At 50.9% G+C, this 26,623-nt stretch carries 3 protein-coding genes (1 of these 3 only partly in view); all 3 read right to left on the bottom strand.

Features of this window, described 5'->3' with window-relative positions:
* Tightly spaced (each overlapping or abutting the next), the 3 genes in view from KPL72_RS16030 to KPL72_RS16020 form a layout consistent with a single transcriptional unit that may run on beyond the window.
* On the bottom strand, nt 1-13,413 hold the 5' portion of the coding sequence (locus KPL72_RS16030) for a non-ribosomal peptide synthetase (protein ID WP_219703688.1). Its footprint begins 792 nt before the window's first position; only the first 13,413 of its 14,205 coding nucleotides appear in the window; its start codon is at nt 13,411-13,413; the stop codon falls past the left edge of the window.
* A complete protein-coding gene (locus KPL72_RS16025) occupies nt 13,410-20,084 on the bottom strand; it encodes a non-ribosomal peptide synthetase (protein WP_219703687.1) in 6,675 nt (2,224 codons plus the stop codon). The genes KPL72_RS16030 and KPL72_RS16025 overlap by 4 nt, the downstream gene beginning before the upstream one ends.
* Entirely contained in the window at nt 20,081-26,623 is a 6,543-nt protein-coding gene (locus KPL72_RS16020) for a non-ribosomal peptide synthetase (protein ID WP_219703686.1), read from the bottom strand. Before KPL72_RS16020 ends, KPL72_RS16025 begins: the two co-directional genes overlap by 4 nt.

Here is a 26,623-nt window from a genome sequence, read left to right as displayed (position 1 = left end):
CGGGGGCAGAACAAACACACTGGCAACCTGTGTGTTGTGCGTTTTCAGGTTTGCTTTTGCCTGATCATTCATTGGCACTAACAACCTCTCCGTCTGATCATCAGTCTCTGTTGAGAGAAACAAAGCCTGTACCTGCTCCACGAGATCGCCTAACACTGGATAGCGAAACACCTGAGCCAGAGGCAGTTCGATGGCTAACTGGCGGCGCAGCATGGCAATCATTCTGCCCGCCAGTAACGAGTTGCCCCCAAAGGCAAAGAAGTCATCTTCCAAAGCAAGGTCACTCACACCCAACAGAGATTCCCAAACACGGGCAATGGCTTTTTCCGTTTGCGTAGCTGGTGCTGTTTTGCTGACATCTTCGCTCACTACCTGCTCAATAGACACAGACAAGGCCTTGCGATCTATTTTATTGTTGGCATTAAGCGGCATCGTATCAAGCGGAACGATATACTGCGGCACCATATAAGAAGGCAGCACCTCTTTGAGATACTTCCGTATCTTGGTGATATCAACGTTATTGCCCGTCACATACGCCACCAGACAGGCTTTGGGTGTGTTGGCGTACCATAGTGTTACAACGGCCTCTTTGATATTGGCAAGGGCCGTCAGTCTTGCTTCAATTTCTCCGGTTTCAAGGCGATAACCACGCAGTTTTATCTGAAAATCTGTGCGCCCAACAAAGTACAACGCCCCTTCTGGAGACAGAAACACCTTGTCGCCCGTTTTATACAACCGGATCGATTGTGTCTCACCCAACACATCTGTTGTCAGCGGGTAATCCAGAAACACGCTTTGTGTTAACTCAGGCTGATTTAGATAGCCTTCTGCCAACCCATCTCCGGCGATGTACAACTCTCCTGTCGCGCCAGGCGCCACCGGATTCAGCCAGTCATCCAGCACATAAAATTGGGTATTGGTGATAGGCTTACCCAATGAGGGCTGGTGGACATTCTCCTGGGTGATATGGCTGAAAGAAGACCAGATGGTGGTTTCCGTTGGACCATACATGTTCAGCAATGTGGCCCCTCTGGCAAGTATGTCCTGCGCCAGAGAGGCAGGTAGCGCTTCGCCTCCTACTAGCGAGGTCAGCCCAGACCAATCCTGTGTTTCCTGTTCGGCTAGCATTTGCCAGGTAATAGGCGTTGCCTGCATAAAGCGGATATTTTTATCCTTAAGACAGCGGTTTAGCGCCTCCCCGTCACGCACTTGCTCTTCGTCGGCGATCACCACTTTACCTCCCGTTAACAACGGCAGGTAAAGCTCCAGGGCAGCAATGTCAAAACCGACTGTGGTCACCGCCAATAACGCCTCCTGTGGCGGTATCTGAATCAGCGCCACCATGCTGTGCAGAAAGTTATTCAAGGCAAAACGGGAGACCTGAACGCCTTTGGGTCGCCCGGTCGAACCCGAGGTAAAAATGGTATACGCCAGGCCGCTGTCCTGTGCCGTCATACGGGCTAATGCTTCCGCTCGGTCATATTCACTCAACGTTGTCTGAGCTACCAGCTCAGGCACACTATGACACAATGATGTCGAGCCTATTTCAATACGACCATCCGTCAAAATGCAGTGCGGCTGTGCGCCTTCCAGAATCAGATTGAGCCGTTCTATCGGTTGTTGTGGGTCCAAAGGCACATAACTGGCACCACTGACGTATACACCGAGCAAGGCCACCAACATATCAACTCGGCGAGGATGACACACAGCAACTCGGCTGTGCTCGGTTATCCCTTTTTCTCTCAACCCCTGAGCAAGAAGCAATACTCGATCCAGCAATTGTTCGTAAGTAAGCTGTCCGTTGCCATCGACCACCGCCACAAGATCTTTTTTCGCCTCCCAATCTGCCAATAGGCCTTTACCAAGAGACCAGCCTTTAAGGTCCCTCTCTGGCCCCTGAAAATGGGCGTTACGAGAAAACGCCCGATGGGCAATGTGCGTCAAGGATGTACCTTGTTCTGCCTGAGTGAATACCCGTAGCAGCGCCTCAAGGGAGGTCAACATGGCTTTGGCCGCCTTTAGCGACACTCTCTCGCCATCGCAAGCCATGCGCAGCAGAACCTCATCATGGGGCATAATAGTTAATGTCAGTGGGTAATTGTTGCGCTCATAGGCTTTTAGCGGCGAGACGGATAAGCCTTGGTTTCTTTTATTGGGATTATCGGAAACGCCTTCACTGGATGCTTCTCCCAAGGCTTCATTTTCAAACACTAGAAGTGTCTCAAAAAGCGACTGCCCTGGTTGCAGGGCACTTTGCGAGGCAATTTCCACTAAGGGCACACTTTCGTGCTCACGCAATGACACCCCTTGTTGATGAGCCTGAGCCAGCAGGTCTTGCAGGGTAGCATCCGCTTTCAGAGTTAAGCGCACGGCTAGGGTATTAATAAAAATCCCCACGATGCGCTGAGCCTGATCCAGTTCTGGCGGACGCCCAGAGGTCGTCATACCAAACACTATGTCTTGCTGCCCACTGTGGTGAGACAGCACCATGGCCCAGGCTGCCTGGAACAAGGCATTCAGCGTAATTCCATGAGTTCGGCACAAAGCTTTTAAGGAAATGGTGGTTGCGAAATCCAAGCTATGGTCAATAAGCTCAAACGACACTCCGCTTTCGCCACGTGGCAGTGCCACTGATGTCTCGTAGCCCTGTAAATAGTCTTTCCAGAATCCCAAGCTGGCCTGTCTGTCTTGCTGGTTTAAAAAGTCCAGATAGGTGGAAAAATCAGGACGTGGCCGCAAAGAGACCGTCGGATCTCCCAATGCTTTGCGATAACGCACCATCACATCCTGAATCACCAGAGCCGAACACCAAGCATCGACAATCAGGTGATGTCGGCTCCAGATTAACCAATGTTCCCGCGCGGAGATACGAATCAGGAATATACGCATCAAGGGTGGCGTTGCCAGTTCAAAGCCTTTGGCACGGTCCTGCTGACACAATGTTTCCAGCGCCTGATGTTGCTCAATATTGCTTAAGGCAGACCAGTTCAGTATCTGCACTGGTAAATGCACACGTTGCATAAAGCTTTGCCTTGGTTCACCCTGCTCCGTCTCCCAGAAACAGGCTTTTAGTGCTTGCTCCGCGTTGACGGTATCCTGCCAGGCTTGCAAAAACGGCTCTGGCTTAAGCTCACCGTTAATGGCAACGGCAGTTTGGTTAAAATATACCGAACCCGATGCAAGGCTGTGCAGATACATACCCTGTTGCACTGGCGTTAAGGGGTAATCCCGCACTTCTTGATTATCAGATTGCGTGTTTTGACTCTTTACGCCTGAACCTGAGCCGCCCCCATCCGGCTGATGAGTTTGATTTAAATAGCTTTCAAAGGCTTCTATCACCGGCTCCAGAGCAGAATGCAAGGACGCAGGGTATTGCCAGTTTACTTCTAATTGCCCATCACGTACCTGAGCCGTCACATCAATCAATTGACGGCGTACAGACCGTGGATGGCGCGCTTGCCCAGCCCCTTTGATGGGTTGCCAATCCGCAGACAAAGTGCCTGTTTGTCCAAGGTAATTAAACAGGAGTTGCGGCGTTGGGAACGCCAGACTCTGCTCAAGATAACGCAGCACTCCGTAGCCGATACCCAAGTCTGGCACCGAACTCAACTGCCCGGCAATGGCTTCCAGTGTGTATGCCTGTGTTGCAAAACGCACAGGGAAACGGCTGGTCAGCCACCCCACGGTTTCACTCAAATCCTGCCCATCATGGAGAGGCCGACGACCATGGCTCTCCATTTCCAGCAGAATCGTCTCGCGAGGAAAGACACGATTTACTGCCTGCACCAGAGCAGACAACATGGCCGTTTCACAGGCCGAATGGGATTGGCTCTCCCTCGAGATATGCTCTGTAATCTGCCCCGTGATCTGCCCCAAACTGAGTAGATAATCAGTTAATACTTGGGAAAACACGCACTGGCGAGAATGCACCTCACTCACCCGACCGGGTTTAGCACCAGGAATCAGGATGCCATCCTCATAGTGGTTGACCATCGGCTGCCAGTAGCGACGAGCCGATGTACGTTTCTCTTCCGGGAAGCGTTGCAAGGCCTGTTGCCATTGGGCCGCCGTGGTGCTTTCACTGCCTATATTCATCTTATCTCCACGGCACAGTGCGTGGTACGCTTGATGCAGATCCTGACCGAGAATCCGCCATGAAACGCCATCGACTACCAGATGGTGGGCCACCAGCAGCAACCTAGCTGTGCCATTTTCCATGTTAAACGCCGCCAGTTTGAAGATCGGCCCCAAAGTCAGGTTGATACTTTTTTGTATGGCCGCCACCAATGCTGGCAGCGACTCTTCGTCCTGAGCTTCAAAGGCGCTATAGACCGCAGCCGTTTCATGGCTAGGCTGATAGGTAATGCCCTTCTGAAGAGAAGAAGTCGCAAAACGCGCCGTCAGGATAGGGTGTTTTTCCAGTAGTGCCTCCAGAGCCCTGCTCATCGCCTCATGCTCTACCCGATGGGGCAATTGCAGCATCACTGCCTGATTCCAATAATCGGGATGGGGTTGAGCTTGTTCAAAGAACCAATGCTGAATCGGCAAGAGTGGTATTTGCTCTGTCTGGTTAGACACTGTTGCAGAGACAGAACGAGGCGGTTCATTGGAACTTGATTTCTCCACAACCACTGATTGCGTTTTCCTCTCCAGTTGGCTTTTCTGCTGGCTTTCCAAATAAGACGCCAACTCCGCTACAGTTGGCGCTGCGTAGAGTTGTTTCGGCGTCAGTTTAAAGCCGTGTTGTCTGGCTTTGGCCACCATTTGCAAAGCGATAATGGAATCGCCCCCCAGACTAAAAAAGTTATCATCAGGCACGACGTTTTGTTTGAGTAAATCCTGCCAGAGCTGGATCAAGGTCTCCTGAATGTCTCTGTTGCTCTTTGAGTTTTCTACTCTCAGAGCCGTGTTACTTAAGCTTTCTTCTTTTGGGTTTTCTTCTCTCGGACTTTTCTCGCCTAAACAACGCGCCAGCTCCGCCACTGATGGAGCGGCGTAGAGTTGCTTCGGTGTCAGTTTAAAGCCGTACTGTCTGGCTTTGGCCACCATTTGCAAGGCGATAATAGAATCGCCTCCCAAGCTAAAGAAGTTATCGTGAATGCCCACATCCTGTTTTAACAACGTCTGCCAGATAGACTGCAAAGTCACTTGTACAGAGGTACCCTTTTCCTCAGGCAATGCCATCGCTGACTTTGGCTTTGACGCTGCCTCTAGGTGTTGAGTATCTTCGGATTCCACTGCCTGCTTCTCTTCCATAAAACGTTTTTTCAGCGCCTGACGATCCAGCTTGCCATTGCGTTGTAATGGCCAGTGTGTCAGAGCAAGCCAGCGCCTTGGCACCATGTAATCTGGCAACGCCTGTTCCATAGACATTTCCAACTGTTTCAGAAAACGAGCCTCTCCTGTGTTTTTATCGTTCAGAATCGCTCCATTTTGCACCCTCACCGCAGCAGCCAAACGCTTACCCGACACTCCGTCTATTGCCATGACCACAGCGTCTACCACCTCGGGCAGTTTTTTCAGCGTGACGGCGACTTCATCAGGCTCCACTCTGAAACCGCGTATTTTCACCTGATCGTCCCTGCGTCCTAGATAAATAAGCGAGCCGTCTTTCTTTTGAACCACTCGATCTCCGGTTTTATAGAGTGTCAGAGAGACTGTGTGATTGGTTAAATCACTGTCAGTTAAACCACATATATCTGTCCGGCTGAATTGTCTGGCACTTTCCTCCGGCTTATTCAAATAGCCTTTGGCGACACCGTGACCGGCAATCCAAAGCTCTCCGCCAATGCAAGGGGGCACCATAAGCCCGGCGTTGTCCACCACATAGGCCTGATTGTTGTTCAGAACGGTGCCAATACAAACACGGTCTTCTACGCTGTGCATTTCTCCGGCGGCACAGCCAATGGTGGCCTCGGTCGGGCCGTAGTGGTTGATGATTTTCATGCCAGGTGCCAGGGATTTCAGCCGTGCGAACAGGGTTTGGTCCAGCACCTCGCCCCCGACAATCAGGCAGGTCTTGGGCAAAAGCCGCTCTGGTTCTTCTACCGACATCAGCGCCGTTAAGTGCGCTGGTGCGATTTTCAGTATCGATACGGGGGTTTTGCCGAGCCGCAGGGCTAGGGTTTCTGGATCAAAGTAAGCCTCAGGAGGCAGCAATCGTAACGTCCGACCACTACATAATGCCCCCAATACACAGGTAAAACCTAGGTCGGCTGCTACGGTGGCAAAGGTGGTCATAGAAGCGTCCTGCGGCAGCTCGATTCTATCAAACAGGGCAGAGACGTAACTGATCAGGTTGCCATGGCTCACCTGTACTCCTTTGGGCTTACCAGTTGAACCTGAGGTATACACCAGATAAGCCGTATCCTCAGCTTTAAGCGCCGGCAATGCTGGCAATGCTGGCAATGCTGGCAACGGAGTATTGATCAAAGTAGCAGTGTTGGCTGTGATCTGTGCTAATGGCAACCAAGTACATGTTGTGTCCCAAGCAGGCGCATCATTGGCAATCACGTAAACAGGTTTGGCATCGGCGATAATGTCCTGAATGCGCGATGGTGGGAACTCGGGATCAATACACACCCAGGCGGCCCCTTTCCACCAGACAGCCAGCATGGCAAGCACCTGCTCTTTCTGTCTTGGCAGGCAAATGGCAACCACTGGCTCATGGCCGGCTGAGTTTGAAGCGCTTATCTCAGACTCTCTTATCTCAGGCAAAGCGCGCGCAAAGGCTGCCGCCTGTTGCAATAAGGCCTCATAGTTGTCAGTGTTCAACACATCTGACTGATGGCTTTCCCATTCTAGTGCCTTGGCGTGGCGTGCTTGCTTATAGATTTGCTGTAAGGCATTTTCAGCATCCTGTGCTTTATGCACTTTGTACACTGATGTCATTAACCAATGCCGTATAACCTGTCCAAGGGTATGCTCAGGGTTCTGGCTGCTTTGCGTTTTCTGCTCTTGCGTAATCAGGTCAAGACACTGCATCATCCCCTGCACCATGTCTTTTGCTAGATGGCTATCGACCTTTTCTGGGTCTAGCAGCAAGTCAAATTGCAGGTTGGCCTTTGGCACCACTCTCAGCGTTAGAGGGAAATTGTTTTTTACATGGTGAGCTTCCAGCGTCAGAGACAGCCCTTCAATGGGAGACGAATCCGAAACAGGCAGGTTTTCAAACACCAAGACACTGTGGAACAGGGCATCGTTGCTGGGCACCTCAGACCACCCCAGAATCTTCGCCAAAGGGGTTTGCTCATAATCACGCATTTTCAGGTTCTGCGCCTGTAGCGCCTGTAGCCAGTCCGTTAACCCGGCCTGTCCATTGATACGAAGACGCAGAGGCAAGGTGTTTATGAAAACGCCCATAATGCCATCAGCGTTAGCAAGGTCTGCCGGGCGACCAGAGGTGGTCACCCCAAAGACGATGTCATCGCTCGCCATATAGCGGGACAACACTAGTCCCCAAATGCCCTGAATCACCGTATTCAATGTGACGCCCTGTTGTCTGGCCCACTGTCCAAGACGTTCGCTGTTTTGTTCGCCCAGCGTCATACTGACAAAATCATCCTGACAGGTCGCTTGTTCATGATGCTGGCTGAGTGTTTCGTAGCGCGGCAGAGCATTGGCCTGGGCGAACCCCTGCAACACAGAGCGCCAGTAGGACTCTGCCTTGGCACTTTGTTGATTATCTTTTAACCATTCAATGAAATCACGATATTCGGTGTTCCGTACTAGCACCGGAGCCACCGATTTTTTTCTTTCATTGAGACAGAGCGTGCGGTAGTCGGCCATGATTTCACTGACCAGACGTTGCAGACACCAGCCATCCATAATGAGGTGATGTATGGTCCAGACAAGCTGATAACACGCCTCGCCGGCCTCGTCTGTTTGCTGCAATAGGGAAAGACGCATTAAAGGCGCCTGCTCCAAATCGATGGATTGGCGTTCCTGCTGTAACAGACTTTGCTGCTGTTTCTTGTAAGCCACGACGGACAAAGCCGAGTAATCTTGCTGAGTAAAGATCAAAGGTGTCTGTGCCAGCACAGCCTGATGAGGTTCATTCACATCATCACAAATAAAGCAAGTACGTAACGCCGTATGGCGTGCAACGGCCCTCTCCCAGGCCCGTTTGAAATGACTAATGTGGAACGCCCCCCGACATGCCACGAGGCTTTGGCTGATGTAGGCCTGAGGATGATCCAAACAGTAAAAATACATGCCCTGTTGGGCCGGTGAAAGGGTATAAAGATCCTCTAACACCTTGCCTTCACGATCCATTTTTTCAACCAGTGTCAGTGCCTGCTGATCAGTCACATTAGCCAGTGGATAATCCGCGGCAATGGCACCTTTCACAAGCTCGTCTACCTGTGCCAGAGACGAAAGACTGTGCTGCATCAAAGACGCCAACGTTTGCGCCTGTTCCCGGCTAAGACATTGAGCGGCGTATTGGATATTCACACTCAATTTGTCCTGTTGAACAAACACATTCATTTCTATAGGCCAGTAACGAGGATTTTGTTCATCCCGAAAGGCAGAGAGAGCTTCTGGAGCTTTATAAAAAAGCATCTCTGCTGTATCACCAGCTTGTAAGGTATCGGAAGACACTGACAACTGCCCCAGATAGTTAAAGACCAGAGGGGCTTGCCATTCATCCGAGCGCAGATGTACCAGAGAGGATTGCACCGACAGAAACGCGGCGTCTTTCCCAAGAAGATGGTTTAGCTCGGGCAGATGGCTTAGAGCTTGTCGTGTCGCTAATAGGCTTTTACGCCATTGATTAGAGGAGAGCGAGAGGTTATCCATGCTCTCATTTCCAAGACCCTCATTGTCAAAAGTAAGCAAGGCCGGATACAAGCGAGTAAACCAGCCCACCGTCTGGCTGACATCCAGATCCAGTTGGTCACGGCCATGCCCTTCCAGTTGAATCAGGTGTGTTTTTTCCCCCGTCCATTGATACAAAGCGCGGGACAGCGCGGCCAGACACACTTCTTCTGTAGTGGCATTGACTCCAAGGCCCACCTGCAAGAGCAGCTTTTCGGTCTCGCCCCGACTCAGGCTAAAACGTACTGTATCAGCTAAGCCAATCGCCTGCTCTGGAAACAGAGAGGTATTCGAAAAGGGGTAACGATTTTGCAGCGCCTTTTGTACGGCGCTTTGTTGCTCCCAAGTACGCCAAGCGGCAATGCCTTTTTCCTGTTGTTCTGCCTTGGCATGATGCCGTGCCACCTGCTCCAGCCAACCTTTGTAAGGTAAGGTACGAGGTTGTTGTGTTTCTGGCGTGTTACCCGCGAGAATGTGGCGATAATATTGCCCCAGATCCGCCAGCAATATATGCCAGGAAACTGCATCGATCACCAAATGATGCACCACCAGCAATAAACGATAGGAAGTCGTTGCCTGAGTCTCTACTCTTTGTGAAGAGCTGGCTTTTGCTGAAGAAACGGTTTTTGGTGAACTAACTGACACTAGGCTAGCACGAAATAGTCTGCCCTCTTGCAGGGATAAACAGACCTGTTCTTGCTGGCACAGAATGTCGATTTTTTCTTGTAAAGGCTCTTCTTTCTGTGACGTTTTTTCTAAAGCGTCTTGCTCACCTATCTTCCATTTATGCTGGTTCAGAACGACGGCTTTTCGATCTATTTCAGCGGGGTTCGGGATAGATTGTGTCCAGCCTGACGCTTTGACGCTTTCATTCCAGCTCTCTTTGTCCCGGCGGTTAAAACGAGCGCACAGCAGTGGATGGGATTGCAAAAGGTACCAAAGGGCTTTTTCCAGCACAGAGGCATCTATATCTTGTTGTGAAGCCAGTAAAACAGCCTGGTTAAATTGGTTTAGGTTAGACAGGTTTTGTGTCAAAAACCAATGCTGAATAGCACTCAGTTCCGTGTCACCATGGCTTTGCTCGGCACTAAAGCGGGTTTCCTGAGCCGTGCTTGCCACCCACGCCAGAGCTCTCACACTGGCTTGCTTAAAGACATCCTTCGGCTGTATCTGCAAGCCACGTTCACGGGCCTTGGAGACTACTTGCAGGCTCAAAATGGAATCGCCCCCCAGAGCGAAGAAATTGTCTCCCACACTGACCTTATCCAGTTTGAGTACCTCGGCAAACACCTCGGCCAGGTGTTGCTCTTTTTCATTTTGCGGTGCCACATACGCCCCAGCATTGTGTGTGGCCAAATCCAATTTGGGCAGAGCTTTACGGTCAGCCTTACCGTTGACATTGACTGGCATGGCAGGCAACGCCATAAACACCGCCGGAATCATATATGCGGGTAGGTGCTGCGCCAATTGTGCCTGCCAGCTCTGCCAGGAAGGCTCTTCTCCTATCAGCACTACATAGGCGGCCAGAGTCTGGTCTTCTACCACCACAATGGTTTCCTTAACAAACGGCAAGCTAAGAATCGCCGCTTCAATTTCGCCCAGTTCGATGCGCAAGCCACGCAGTTTGACTTGAAAATCGGTACGTCCCAGATATTCGATGCTGCCATCTGAACGATAGCGCGCCAGATCCCCTGTGCGATATAAACGCGCATACCAACGCGGGTTTTGGGTCGGGCTGATTTGTGCCACATAAGGGTTGGCAATAAAGGCCTGCTCGGTCAGGTCGTCCCGACCAAAGTAGCCTCTGGCCAGCCCCGGCCCTGTCAGGTACAGCTCGCCTGCGACACCAACAGGCAACGGGTTCAGGTCATCATCGAGAATCCAGGTCTGCATATTGGCAATGGGGTAGCCAATGGGCACACAGCCTTCCAGAGGCGTAGAACAATCCCAGTAGGTCACATCAATGGAGGCTTCTGTCGGGCCGTAGAGGTTATGCAGTTCGCAGGTAAAATGTGATAAGAAGCGTTCTTTCAAGGCAAAGGGTAACGCCTCACCGCTGGTGAAGACACGCCGAATGGAAGAACAATTCCCTGTGCTCTTGTTCTCTAAAATCGCCAGCTCCTTCTGAATAGCCCGCCCATCGAGAAAAGCTTGAAGCATGGTGGGGACAAAATGCAGCGTAGTCACGCCATGCGCTTCAATCAGGTGAGCCAGCTTTTCCGCATCTTTATGATCCGAAGGTTCCGCCACCACTAACGTGGCTCCCACCATTAAAGGCCAGAAAAACTCCCACACGGACACATCAAAACTGTATGGGGTTTTCTGTAGCACTACATCGCTGGCATCCAGCGGATAAGTATCTTGCATCCAGAGCAAGCGGTTCATGACCCCCACATGAGGCACGGCAACCCCTTTGGGTTTTCCAGTTGAACCTGAGGTGAACAGGATATACGCCAAATGCTCAGGGTCCACTGCCGGCAAAACCACCTCATCACTAAATGAGGCGCATAAAGAGAACGCGCTATCGACCACGTAACAGGGCAGGTCCGCACATAGCCCACTCGCTTTGTCCATCCACTCGGGTTGGCTGAGCATCAGGGCCGGGCTCGCCTGTCCCAAAATAGACTGCAAACGTTGTTCTGGGTGCTCCGGGTCCACCGGTACATAGGCACAACCAGCTTTGACCGTCGCCAAAAGGCTGACTACCATTTGAACGCTGCGTTCCATACAAATTGCAATGCGGCTTTCCGGGCCAACCCCTGGCTGCTCTAACAGCCAGTGAGCCAGTTTATTCACCTGATGATCCAGGGTTTGGTAATCCCAGTGATGAGTAACCACTTTACCCTCTTCGCGGGTTGTAAACACCAATGCCTTTTGTTGTGGTGTTTTTTGTGCCTGTGCCAACAGGGCGTCCCCCAATGTGGCGTGGGATAATTGCGGCGGCAGGAAGGCCACTTTTTCTGTACGATTCCAGGCTCTCAATTGCTGCCATTCGTCTTCGCTTAATATCGGGAAGGTGCGCAACAAACGCTCCGGTTCCCCTTGCAGTGCACCGAGTAACTGAGACAGTGCCGTTTGGTAATATGCCACCAGTTGTGCCACGTCTTCGGCTTGATAACAGGCCGTGCGGTACTGAAACGACAGAGAGATACCGTCTTTTTCCTTAAGCGCAAACAAGGACAAATCAAACTTGGCTCCCAACTCGGGCACTGGCAGGGAGGTGACGTTCAGATCCCCTAACCTCATGTCTTTCACGTCCGACGCTTCCAGATAATTAAATAGGGTTTGCGCCAGCGGTTCGTGCTCCTGATCCCGCGTTGTTACAAGCTCTTCCACCAGTTTCTCAAATGGCATAGCACTGTGGCTCTGGGCTCCCATTACGGCTTGATGAACACGGTCCAGCCACGAGGCCGCGCTTGTATCACGGTCACATTGGGCACGGATAATCAGCGTATTGACGAATAAGCCCAACATGCCTTCCAACTCTGGTAAGGGGCGCTCTGTTACCGGAGTGACAACGCGAATGTCCCGTTGTCCGGTACGCTGGTGCAACATCCATTGATACGCTGCCAGCAATACCACGTAGGGTGTCACCCGCTGCTGTTCACACACCTGTTTCAGGCGCTGATAGTCGGCTTGATGCAGCGCAAAATGGTAGCGATCGCCTTCTTGTTCTGGTGCTGTCTTGCTCTGCACTTTGGCACTTTTCAAGGTACGAAGCGGTAGTTCCAGACGGTATTCGCCATCCTCCAAGGTATTACGCCAATAGGTCAACAAGGTATCGTAGATATCGCTTTCCAAAAGTTGTTTCTGCCAGTGGGCATAATCAAGGTATTGGCAAGTTTCCTTCTCTGACCCGGTGTCTGAGGTAGTTTGCGTCAGAAAATCATTGGCCTGTTTTACCATTAACCGTGTCAAATTTTGTAATGACCAGTGGTCCACAATAATGTGATGGAAAGTCAATAAAAGGTGCGACTCCCCCGTTGGCAAGAGAAAGTGGGTTAGACGAAACAGGGGCGGCTCAGCCAAATTAAAGGGGGTTTGCATGACCCGCTTTAACGCTTGCTCATAATGTCTTTGCCCATTCGGGTCGGCACGAAAATCCTCTACCGCAATATCCCAATGGGAGAGAAGCAGTTCGGAGGGTAATAAATTGGCTTGTGGTCGGCCATCGCCCCCGACCACAAAGGCCGTGCGAAAAACTTCCTGTTTGGCAATCAGTGCTGTAAACACGCGTTTAAAAAGCACGGTATGGTTGCAGTTATTCGACTCTGTCAAAGGCGTCAAAGCCAACAATGCATTCACATTGTATTCGCCGCTGTCCTGTTCAAACCGCTGCAAAAACCACATGCGATCCTGGGCTGAGGATAAGGAAAAGTGCGCTTGTGCTCTGTCGACACGCGCCAGTACTGGCAGAGACGTCTGACGATTCTGGTAACGCAGATAGTCGATCAATGCCGATTTATTTGCGCTTAAGGTCGCCTTGATGTCCTGAGTTAACGCGCCCTTTGGTGCATCCACTTTCAGTTTGTCATCTTCTAGACGTACTCGAATGCCCTGTTGAAATAATTCCGTTAAAAAGACGGTCATGTTCATAGTTCAAAACTCTCCCTTTCTTCTTCGCTGTCTGTGGTGTTGATCGCAGAGGTGAAAGATTGGCAACACATATCGATATAGGCGGCCAATGCCTGTAGGTCTGACAATGCCATCAGTTCAGCCAGTCGAAGGTTCAGGTTAAAATGCTGATTAATCCGGTTAACCAAACGGGTCAGGAGCAGAGAATGTCCGCCTAGGGCAAAGAAATTATCCCGGCGCCCAGCCGCATCGATTCCCAGCAGGGCTTGCCATAGTTCGGCTAACGCCTCTTCGGTCGGGGTGGCAGGAGCCTCAAACGGCACCTGATCCCAAATGGGTTCGGGCAGAGCCTTGCGATCCACTTTGCCGTTTGGTGTTAAAGGCAGGGCTGCGAGTGTTTCCACGTGCTCTGGCACCATATAAGCCGGTAGCCTGTGTTTCATAAAGTCACTTAAGGTGTCCATTTCAATGGCCGCATCTGCCACGATGTAACCCACCAACGCCTGCTGTTGACCACGCTGACGCAGTTGTACAATCACTTCTTTTACCGGTGGGTATTGGGCAATCACCGCTTCGATCTCGCCAAGTTCAATACGCAAACCGCGCAGTTTGACCTGAAAATCGGCCCGGCCCAGGTATTCAATGGCCCCATCAGGACGGTAGCGCGCCAGATCTCGTGTCCGGTATAAGCGGGCATACTGCGCATCCATCCGAGCATTAGCGGGCGCCCAGGGATTGGGGATAAAGGCCTCCTGTGTCTGTTCTTCCTGCCCCAGATAGCCTGCTGCCAACCCCACACCAGCCAAATAAAGTTCTCCTTCAACACCCACAGGAACCGGGTTTAGATCCTTATCCAGAATCCAGGTCTGCATGTTGGCAATGGGGTAACCAATCGGCACTTCGTTCTCAATGTTCTGGGCCTGACAATCCCACCAGGTCACATCGATGGAGGCCTCCGTTGGGCCGTATAGGTTATGCAGTGCCACATTCGGCAGTTTTTCAAAGCAGGTCTGTTGTACGTGGTAAGGCAGGGCTTCACCACTACAAACCAAACGTTTTAGCGCCAGTGGTTTTGATTCAGGCCTGATTAATCCAGATTCAGCAAGCGGCTGTTCCAGAAAACCATGCAACATAGCGGGAACAAAATGCATGGTGGTGATGCCATACTCCCGTACCAGCGCGACCAATCGGTGATTGTCTTTATGGACGTTTGGCTCAGCCATCACCAAACAAGCTCCGGTCACCAGCGGCCAAAAAAACTCCCACACGGAAACATCAAACCCATAAGGCGTTTTTTGTAGCACCGCATCCTCCGCTTGCAGGCCAAAGGCCTCCTGCATCCAGGCAATGCGGTTAACAATACCTGCGTGGGGCACCGCCACACCTTTGGGTTGTCCGGTCGAGCCTGAGGTATAGAGTACATAGAGTATGTCATCCGCCTGAGGGGACGCATTAAGGGCTGTTAACTGCCCTTCTGCTTCTTTTGCTGACATGGACTGAGAAGCTACCATCACCTCTTCCATACACAATACAGTACTGTGGTTCTTCTCTGGCAACGAAGTCCGGGTATGTTGTTGGGCCAGAATCAGGCAGGGCTGAGCATTATTCAGAATCATCGTCAGACGTTTGGCGGGCATATCCGGGTCCAGCGGCACATAAGCACAGGCCAGTTTCACACAGGCCAGCATGGCAATAACCATCTCCGGGGAGCGGTGCAAACACAAGGCAATACGCTCGCCTTTTTGGACATCGTGGGCGCTTTGCAGGTACGCAGCCAATTGCGAGACACGCTCATGTAATGCCTGATAAGACAGCTGCAAATCCCCGTCCGTCTGCCAATAGGATTCAACGGTGGCAGCCGGACACACAAGCGCTGTGTTATTCGGTGTTTTCTCCGCTTGCTGAGCCAGATAGGTATCCAGCGTGGCAGGTACTGTGTAGTCTTTTTGGGTTTGGTTCCAATGCCAGGGGCTCTTACTATCCTGATCAAGTGCCTGACCGCTTGCAAGATGGCGTATCAGGTGAGCACAGCTTAGGTTGTTTTCCGGGTGAGAATTTTGAGCAATCTGCTCCAGCAGGGTCACAAATGCCCTTTGCATATCGCAGGCCACGGACAGATCCATTTTCTGAGTGTCCACTGCAAGACGAATGTCTAAATGGCTATTCTTCAACTTAGTATGAGGCACTAACACCAGCGTCAGTGGGTAGTTGTTGGTTTCACGTGTTTCTTTAAGACGAAAGTGGAGATCACCGCCCATTTCATGCTGCTCACCTGGGTAGTTTTCAAACACCAGCAGGTTGTCAAACAGGGCCTCGCTGTCACCAACGACTTTTTGTATCTCTACCAGTGGCACATGTTCATGCTCGCGACTCTCGGCCAGTTGAGTCTGCAATGTCTGAGCCAGAACCAACAGGGATTGCTGTCGGTCACCGAGGTTTACCACCAGAGGAAAAGTAGTGATCATCACGCCCATGATGCGCTCGGCATGATCCAAGGTATCTGGTCGGCCCGAGCTGGTAATACCCAGCACGACCTGATCACTATTGGTGTAACGACTGACAATCAGTGCCCAGGCCGCCTGACATAAGGCATTCAGGGTTAAAGAGTGCTCTGCTGCCAGACGCTTCAACGCATCGCTTGCCAATGGGTTCAAAGTCTGAGTGAATTGACGGATACCACCTGTTGCCGATACATGCCCGCTGGCGCTTTTGATGGGTTTGGGCAGGCGGCCTTTTTCTGCCTTGTCAACATTGGCAAAGACTCCTTGCCAGTAGTTCAGGTTCGCTGCCTGATCCTGTTGCTTTAACCAAGCAACAAAGTCGGAAAACTCCCCTACAGCCAACGGCTGTATGATATTCGGCTCGGTTTTGCCTTGTACCAAAGCCTGATAGGCGATACGCACTGCCCTCACCATTTGCCCGGTACACCAGCCGTCCACAATCAAGTGGTGTCGCGTCCAGATCAAGCAATGATAATCAGGGCGGATACGAATCAGCTTAAAGCGCATTAATCCCGGTTTTTGTACATCAAACCCGGTTTGTCGTTCCGTTTCGGCCAGGGTCTGGATGCTTTCTTCATGTAACGCATTATGGGGTAAGGTTAGCGTCTGCCAATCCAGCGCGACCTGCTTGCTAACGTATTGCAGTGGCAAGTCCAGCCCTTGCCAGACAAAACCAGTACGCAACACATCATGGCGATCCATCAATGTTTGCCAGGCTTGTTGCAGGGCTTTTTCATCCAGAGTGCCATGAAAGTCAATCAAGCTCTGGTTCAAATACAGACCTTTTTCTGGCTCGGCCAGTGTGTGGTACAGCATTCCCTGTTGAGTGGGCGTCAGCGGATACAGGTTCACCAGCTCGTCCAGGGAGACTGGCAGCGTGTCGAGCACTCTCTCCAGCGCTTGCTGGCTTACAATACTTTGTGCAATTAAGGGGTAGTCCGCCAAAGAAACTGATTTTTCAGCCTTCTCACAATGATGGATCAGGATGCTTAAGATGTCGATAAACTGGTCTGCCAGTGTCTGTATTGTCCTGGAAGAATGCACCTTGCGATTAAACTGCCAACGCAGCACCAGCTCGCCGTTTTTGATCATCCCGTTGATGTCCAGCCACTGTTTGCGGCGGTTATCGCCGTGGCGTTGGTGAGGGACAGATTCATCTGCCAGAGACAGTCGCGTACCGTTCACGTCTTGTAAGCTTAATCCACGATCCAGTTGTCCCAAGTAGTTAAATACAATAGAAGGGGTCGCCAGAGACGGGAAAGCATCAAACAGGTAACGCATTACACCATAGCCTTGCCCCTGATCCGGCACTCGTCTCAGTTGGGCTTGAGTATCCAGAATCAGGCAGCGCAGGCTATCTTCTGTTTGTGCCAATGAATGGCAATGCAGCAACACGGGGTAACGACTGGTAAACCAGCCCACAGTCTGAGATAAATCCAGTACGTCATGCTGACGGCCATGACCTTCCATCTCCACCAGTATGTCAGAGTGCCCACGCCAGCGAGACAAGGTATGATTTAACGCGGCGAGCAGTAAATCGTCAATCCTCAGGCTATAAGCTGTTAAAGCACGAGTAGTCAGTGTTTGTGTCAGCTCATGGGGCAGGTGCACCTCCAGGGAATCGCTTTCGGCCAGTGTATTGGGCTGGTCAAGATTCGCCGTCTGGTAAAGGTCAGCATTGGAGAGGTCTAGGGGTAGACTCACCCACGCTTGTTGTTCGCTTTTGTCTGTGTCGGCTAGTGCTTGCCAGTAGGTTTTAGCTGCCTGTTTTTTTGCCTCAGACCAGGCTCCTAACTCCGCGACCCATTGACCGTAAGACGCCGATGGAGCCAACAGCTCAGTCGATTGTCCGGCTAGCTGGGAAAAATACGCCTGACAAAGCTGACCTATGAGCACGCGCCAGGAAACACCATCGACCACCAGATGGTGGGCACTCAATAAAATGCGCCCGTCGCTTTGGTCAGTAAAGTCGATAAGATCCACACGAATAGGCGCTTTGTCCACTAGGGAAAATAAAGACTGCTGCTGTGCCAGCAAAGCAGGTAAATCGGCGTAGGCAATGGCATGTGTTGCTATCTCCCATTCCCCTGTGGTGAGCGTTTGCACTACCTGATCCGACGTTTTGTGTTGAAAACGGGTATTCAATTGCGGGTGCAAGGCAAAAACCTGTTTTACCGCCTGGGCAAAGTAAATACTGTCCATTTCGCCTTCGTAGCTTAGTAACACCGACTGATTCCAATGGTCTACCTGTGTCAGCTTCTGCTCGAAGAACCAGTGTTGTATTGGCGCAAGAGGCACGGTTTGCCTGTCTGCAACGGCCGCTTGAGTGCTCACAGTAGCGGTGTCTGGCGCTTTCTTGTCAATGATTTCCTGGGCAATGCTCAGGGGTGTTTGTTTCGCAAAGACCAGCTTAGGCGTCAGCTTGATTCCGTCTTTTTTCAGACGGGCAACCAATTGCAAACAAAGGATGGAATCACCCCCTTGCTGGAAAAAGCTGTCTTCCAGGTTTACGTCTTTACGCAATAACTCCCGATAACCTGCGGCAATGTTTTGCGCCAGAGCTATAACCTCGTCACTGTATAAAGCGGTACTTTCCTGTTGAGGATTCTCATCTGAATGGGTTGCCCCCTGGTTCGATTCTTGTTGTTCTTGCTCCCTCAACGGCAATTCTGTCAATTGTCGTTCTGTCAATTGCCACACATGGTCTGGTGCTTCCAGAACCTTAATTAGAAGGTCATGATATTGATTCAGTAGCGTTACAATGGTTTCCCGGCGAAAGAGTTCCGTGCTGTATTCCAGGTCCACCCGTAGACCATCGTCTTGTTCGGTTTCATTCAAACGAACTGTCATATCAAAACGGGCCTGAGTCAGTTCCTTATCCACCACCTCGACGGTTAAGTCGGTCAGTTGCAAGGATTGGCGTGGCACATTGCGATAGACAAACAGCACCTGAAACAATGGGCTCCAGGCCTGCCCACGTTCAATGTTCAGCTCATCCAACAGTAAATCGAAGGGGAAATCCTGATGTTCAAAGGCCGAGCGAGTGGTCGACGACACGTTAGAGAGCAGTTGACGAAACGCCATTTTGTCCGCTAATTGATGGCGTAATACAAGAGTATTTACCAAAAAACCCAGCAGGTTTTCCAGCTCCGGGCGCTGACGATTGGCAACAGAAGTACCAAGGCACAGATCCCGACCGCAGCCTTGTTGATTCAGCAAAAGCACAAACGCAGCCTGCATTACATTGTACAAGGTGGTGCCTTCCCGATTGGCTAAGGCTTTCGCTCGCTGCACCGTATCTTGGCTTAGGCTCAGGCTTTCTTCCGCTCCCTCGTAGGTTCTTGCCGCCATATCCGGGTAGGGAAAATCAAACGGCAAGGCGGTATTTTTCGATGCATCTTGTAGTACCGAGCACCAATAGGCCCGTTGTGAGCTGGCGTGGACACTGCTCAACCATTCCCGTTGCCAAACGGCGTAATCCGCGTATTGCAGTGTTGCTGCTGACAACTGTTTTTCTTGTTTCAGTTTTTCCGTATCAAGAGCAATCTGACCTTTCACGAACTGATCGTACAGCGCTGTTAGTTCCTGAATCAGCAGAGCTTCGGACCAGGCATCAAAGGCAATATGGTGGATCACAAAGAGCAATTGCCAGACCCGGCAGTCTTCTCCACCTTCACTTAACAAGGCAATACGTACCGGTAAATCTTGATCCAGCTTAAAGGGCTGGCGAATCAGCCGGCCACAGGCTTGTTCCATATCCACCACATTCAGCTCAATTTGCATAGGCAGAGTATAATCCCGCTCTTGTCGCTGCCAGGCTTCTCCCTGCTCATCTACCTGATAGGTACTGCGTAAAACAGCATGGCGTTCTAGCAAAGTAGCAAAGGCCTGTTTCATGGCGTCAAGGTGAAAACGCCCCGTCAGTTGCAGACGGCCACTTAGGTTATATAAAGCGCTGTTTTCTTCGTATTGATCAATAAACCAGAGCCGTTGTTGAGCGCTGGAAAGCACCGCTTTTCTGTCGCCCTCTTTTTGTGGCAATGGAACGATGGGTAATTGCCAGCTATCGATATTTTTAGACGCCAATAGCGCGCGAAATTGAGCTTTTTTCTCTGCTGGTAATGCGGCCAATCGCTCAGCAATACGCTTGGCATCCTGGCTATTTTGTTGTTTCACGTCAGACTTACTCATAGTTCAAACTCATCTAATAATGCTGCCATCGCCGCCAGATCATCCTCTTGGGAAGTGTTCACGTCGAGTTTCTCGGCCAAGGCTTTTATGGTTGGGTTCTGGAAGATGTCTGCCAACGAAAGGCTGATATGAAACGCCCGCTGGATTCTGGCCTGAAGGCGCGTAGCCGACAGGGAATTGCCTCCCAAATGGAAAAAGTTGTCCCTCACACCGGGATCTTTGACGGACAGAATCTGCTGCCAGATCTCCGCCAAGGTATGTTCCACCTCGGTTTGAGGACACTCATAATGGGTACTTTCCAGAAGTGTCGGGCATGACAATGCACGGCGGTTGATCTTGCCATTGGTATTCAGTGGTAGATTATCGAGTATCTGAATGTGTGCCGGAACCATGTAAGCTGGCAAATGTTCACCCATATAGGCCATAAGATCTGCCTCTGCCTGCCCTTTTTGAGGAAACATGAGTGACACATACGCTGCGATAAAGGCCTTGTCTGGCTGTTCATCCCACATGAGGGTAACGGCTTCCCTAACGCTTGGGTGTTGTTGCAACAGGGCGTCAATTTCCCCCAGTTCAATGCGAAAACCGCGCAGTTTGACTTGAAAATCCATGCGCCCCAGGTAATGGATTACCTTATTCTGATCCATCCGCACACGGTCTCCGGTGCGATAGAGTTTTTCGCCAATTGGGAAATCAGGTGCTATTGATTTAAGACCTGTGGATTCAAAATCTGTGGATTGAGCAGAAAAAACCTCTTTGGCAAAAGGCACGGGGACAAATTTCTCGGCTGTCAGTTCCGGCTGATTCAGATAGCCCTGCGCCAGCCCATACCCGCCGATATACAGCTCCCCTTCTACACCAGGACGCACCGGATAGCCCAGGTTATCGAGCACAGACAATGCGGTGTTGGCAAACGGATGACCCAATGCAACATGGTTGCCATCCAGATTATCCAGCGAGGCAAGCGTAACCTTTTCACAACTCACCCAGATAGTGGCCTCGGTCGGGCCGTATAGATTAGTGAGGCTGTTGGCTTTGTTAAGTAAGGTTCGTGCCAAAGTGACAGGTAAGGCTTCCCCTCCCACCAGCACATCCAGTGTCTGCCACCAGGGGCCGTCGTATTCCACCAGACCATGCCAGGTTGCCGGTGTAGCTTGCATCACATTGATCTGGTGCTGGTCTATTAACTGCGCCAGAGCTTGTCCATCCTTGCTGTTTTCGTCATTGGCCAGCACCAGTGTTCCACCTTGTAACAGCGGTAATATCAGCTCCAATGCGGCAATATCAAAGCCAACAGTGGTCACAGCCAACAGGCGACTGTTTATAGAAACAGGCACTTCATCCGCAATAACGTGCATAAAGTGTTTCAATGCACCTCTGGATACTTCTACCCCTTTGGGTTTCCCGGTCGAGCCAGAAGTAAAAATACGATAGGCAATGGCCGAATCGGATAGGATTGGCAAGAGGTCGCCAACGTTCTGAATAGCACTGTTTTCCTGTTCCAGTTGAGCAAGAGAGACCTGTTCCACCTCGACATCTAAAGAAAGTGACTCGGTGACCAACATAAAGGCCACCTTCGCTTGCTCCAGAATACTTTCCAACCGTTCTTTGGGATGGCTTGGATCTAACGGGATGTAGGAAATACCAGCCTGGTATAGAGCCAGAAGATTGATCACCAGTTGAGCATCCCGCGCCAGCGCCACAGCAACCACTTTGTCCGCCTCGGGCACATTGCCTAATCTGTCCGTAAAATAGAGCGCACGCTGACTAATAGCCTCACACAATGCTTTGTAAGTGAAGTTTCGATCCTCAACTATCAGCGCTTTTTTATCCGGAGTGGTGCGTCCCCAATATTGGATTTGGGTAAGCAGGTCCTGATATTGCGAACTATCCAGTGACTTACCAGACACCATAGACAAAGCTTTTTCCTGCTCAACCAGTTTGCCAAGCAAAGTGTGAACAGTTTGATCAAGCCCCTGGGTTAAACCCTCCAGCGCCCGCTCAAAGGTGACAAGCAGTGCTGTGACAGTATTGTCCGCAATACGCTGACGGTCGTAACGGCAATGCAGGCATAATGACTCACCCGGTTCCACTTGCAGCATGAGCGGCAGGTTGCTGTGTTCCGCCACATGAAGCAGCTGAATTTTCGGTGTTTCAAGCTGTGTCAGCGCCGAAGAAATGGGGTAATTCTGGTACACCAGTACTGTATCAAACAGGGCTTCGCCCGGTGGTAAAGACAGGGAGGATTGTATTTGCGCCAGAGAAAGATGCTCTGCCTGTCGTGCTTCTGCCGCACTCAGTTGCAAGGCTCTGGCCTGCTCTGCCAAGGTTTGCTCCCCTTTGAGTATGACCCGTTGCGGCAGGGTATTCATAAACATACCAGCGGTTTGCTGAATAGCATCCACCAGCTCCGAGCGCCCGGAGCTGGTTGTGCCGAAAACCACATCGGTGCGGCCAGTAAAGCGATTCAAGGTCAAAGCCCACGCCAGTTGCACCAGCGTGTTGACGGTTAAATCATGTTGGCGTGCGCTGTGCTGCACCTGCTCGCTCAACGCCATAGGCAGTTGTGCCTGATGGTAGTTTTGCTGATTTTCACCAGTCGATTTGATCTGGTGGTCACTCAGTATTGTGGCTTCCTCAACACCCATTAGAGCCTCTTGCCAGTAGCGCAGCGCGGTGTCTTCATCCTGTGAGAGTAACCATGTGCTGTAGGCTGCCAGTGTGGGAGCAGGAGCCAACGACTTTTGCTGATACAGCGCAATGGCTTCACCCGCCACCAGTGATGATGTCCAACCATCCACCACCAGGTGATGACGTACCCAGATCAAGCGCCACGCATCATGAGAGAAACGAATCAGAGTAATGCGCATTAAAGGCGCTTGGCTGATTACAAAGCCGTTGCGTTCTTCTTCTGCCAGAAAGTCTGCCAACCTGGCCTCTTGCATCTGCGCTGAGAACGCTTGCCAGTCCTGAAAATCGGTTTGCATGGCAAGGTCACGACACACCACCATGACAGGCTGCTCCAATGATTCCCAAACAAACTGACTACGCAAAATGTCATGACGCAAACCCGCTTGTTTCCAGGCTTGCAAGAAAGCAGATACCTCTAACTCGCCCTCGAGCGACAAGGTGGTCACATTGGTGTAAAGCCTAGGATTGTTATCCAGTTGACAATGGTAAAAAATACCTTGTTGACCGGGAGAGAGAGGCAGAATGTCTTCAATGGTGTCTGGGGCAATCAAACGACACACCTGCTCCAGATCCTGCTGGCTTACTGGGGCATGGACCTCACCGCATGTTAGGTTGTCTGGCAAGAACATACTGGCGCGACGCATCGCATTTGGCGTGCTGGCTGGAGCATCTTCCTTAGCACTAACCGTCCCAGAGTGCGCGACTTTTTTAGCAGGAGCTTGCGTCTGTAAAAACGCACCGAGTGCCGCTGGTGTCTGATGTTGAAAGATTAACTGTGGGGTTAACGACAGGCCATCTTTTCTGGCCGCAGCCACCAATTGCAAAGCAAGGATGGAATCGCCGCCAAGGGCAAAGAAGCCCGCTTCCTTATCCACACGACTTTCCTCCAGCTGTAGCACCTTGGCAAAAAGTGCCTGTAGTGCTTGAACCAAAGTATTGTCTTGAGTTTCTGAACCGACGTGGTTTTCTGTTTCTTTTCTCTCTTGCTCAGACAGGTACTGGTTCGCGCGTTCACGCAGCGTTTTACGATCAATTTTGCCATTGCTGTTACGTGGGAGAACGTCCAGATTCTGCCAGAAGTGTGGCATCATGTAGGCAGGTAGCACTTGTGCGAGAGCCTGTTCAATGTCCTTAACTGGCTGTGTTGAAACCACAAAAGCCACGAGGCATTCTCGCTGCTCGATTTTGTCAAAATGCACAGCACATTCCATCACACCAGACAATTGCGCAAGTTTGTGCTCGATCTCGGCCAGCTCCACACGGTAACCCCGGATTTTCACCTGACCATCACCCCGACCAACAAAGGCCAGATGCTGGTTTGGCAAACGCCTTACCCTGTCTCCCGTGCGATAGAGTTTTTCACCTGACGCAAAGGGGTTATCAATGAAGCTATGCGCAGTCTTCTCTTCGTCCTGCCAATACCCTTGAGCCAGTTGACGCCCCGCAACATAAAGCTGCCCGATGCCACCCACTGGTGTTGGCAGCATGTCATTGCTCAAGACATAGAGTCGATTGCCCGCTAACGCTGTCCCCAAAGAAATGGGAGACCCGGCTTCCAGTTTGCCTGCTATTACCCCCACGGTGGTCTCAGTTGGCCCGTAGTGGTTAAAGAGAGCCAGTTCTGGGGCCTGTTGTTGCAGTTTTTTAACCAGCTCAGGAGTTACTCCTTCTCCCCCCAACACCAGAGCTTTTTTGGGAAGTATTTCCAGACGTTCCGAGGCTAGTAACCCCTGTAGATGAGATGGTACAACCTTCAACATATCCACAGAATGAGTCTGTAGGTGATCCGCCAAACCTTCTGCGTCCAGCATCCATTCTTCATCCAGAATGCGTACTGGATACCCACCCAATAATCCACCCCATAATGCCGTGTAACTGAGGTCGGTCGCAATGCTGGCAAGACTCGCATAGACACTGCCTGCGGGTAAATTAAGCCGCTCGTTCACCACATCCACGTAGGAGGCCAATGCCCCTTGGGAAACGGAAACGGCCTTGGGCGTACCGGTTGAGCCAGAAGTAAAAATCAGATATGCCGTATCATTTTTATCTACAGATTCCTGTTCGCCAGAAACAGAAGGCAAGACGCGGCTTGCAGAAGACATGTCTTGTCCCATATCCAGCCAAAGACTGTTTTCAGGCAAAAAATCCGGGCGTTCACCCAAACCAATACACGCACTGACTAGCACTTCCTGAAGCATAAGCTGTAAACGAGTACTAGGCTGTTTATCATCCAGCGGTACATAGGGTACACCCAGTCTCCAAGCGGCTAGCATGGCAGCCACTTGCCGTTCCCCTCTGGGTAACAAGATGGCAATCGGGCTGTCTATTCGCTCTTTCTGCGATTTAAGGCTCGCTATTAAACACTCTGCCGTCTGATTAACCTCTCCAACAAGAATGCGTTTATCACCATGCAAGAGTGCGATTTCGTCATTTGAGCGTTTTTGCCAGAGGGCAAGTGCTGAGCAAGGTGCGTCAGACATCTCACTAGCTTGCGTATCTACTGATGCCCGATCGAGCCAGAGTAACGCGGTTTGGATCGATAACCTCTCATTTGGAGCAGCTAATAAACAATGCAGCAGGGCAAAAAAATCCTGCGCCATCGCCGCTACGGTGTCCGCACGATACAAACTGGTATTAAAGCGCCAGATAAAATCCAGTTTCCCTACTTGGGTTTTAAACACACCAAGATGTAACTCATGAGCTGCTCCCCGCTGTCCCAGCTGCAACATTTCCCCAATAATTGGCGAAGCGAAATGCGTGTCATGCATTTGGGTATAGGTCATCATATGGCTGGTCAGGCCGCTTTTCTCTGCGCTGCGATCTTTGAGCAATGCCTGACTTAGTTTGGCAAAAGGCAACCTTTGATGAGGTCTTGCCTGAGCGAAAAAATTCGCATTTTTTTGGATAAGCTCGGCAAAACTGGTGTCTTCGTTAAAATCCGCTAAAACAGGAATTGGGTTGGCACAATAACCCACCACCTCTCGGTCCCGTCGACCACGTCTACCAGAAGTCGGCGAACCAATCAGAAAGCGTTTTTGATCACTTAGGCGATATAGGAAATATTGAAATGCACTTAATAATAAAACATAAGGAGTTGTTTTTAAGGCTTTCGCAGCATACAACAGAGCATCGGAGAGTTCTGCATCGGCATGGCAAACATACTGATCCCCGTTAAAACCAATGACATTGGGGCGATCAAAGTCCGCAGGAACATGCAGACTCTCTGGCAGAGAGCCAATGGTTTCTTTCCAAAACTGCATGGTATTACTCGCCTGTTCGCTTGACAGCCAGTCCTCCTGACGTCCTAGCCAGTCAGCAAACTGTTCCTTTACCTGTGGAGCCTCCCCTTCTCCCATCAAGTGCTGATAACACTCAGCCCAGGTCTGCATAAATCGCTCCATAGCATAGAAATCACCTGCTATGTGATGTGCGGTCACCACCAAATAGGAAACGTCTTGATCAATACATACATTGGCTCTGATGACATAACCCTTTTCCAGACAAAAAGGCTGATCTGCCGACCCGTTCACCCAGCTTTTATGCTCCTGCTCCGTCAGTTTTTTTCGTTCACAGATAAACTCAGCACAACTTGCCTCAAAGAGCTTGGCTTTTACTTCGCTCCCCTCCTGGAAATAACCGGTACGCATCGTATGCTGAAGATGAACCGCTTGATAAAAACTCTCTTCAAGCTGATCAAGCGCTAGCAATTGACCTTTATCCCGCCCCAGCACACAGGCAAAATGCATATTATAAGCACAAGATTCAGAAGACAGTTTATACAAGAACCAAAGAGCAGATTGATTAGATGAAACGAGAATATGTCCCCGATTTGGAGAGGTGATATCCAT

The sequence above is a fragment of the Marinomonas lutimaris genome (genome assembly GCF_019426345.1).
Taxonomy (GTDB): domain Bacteria; phylum Pseudomonadota; class Gammaproteobacteria; order Pseudomonadales; family Marinomonadaceae; genus Marinomonas; species Marinomonas lutimaris.
The sequence above is the reverse complement of the archived record's forward strand: the minus strand, read 5'-3'. Positions and strand labels throughout refer to the sequence as shown.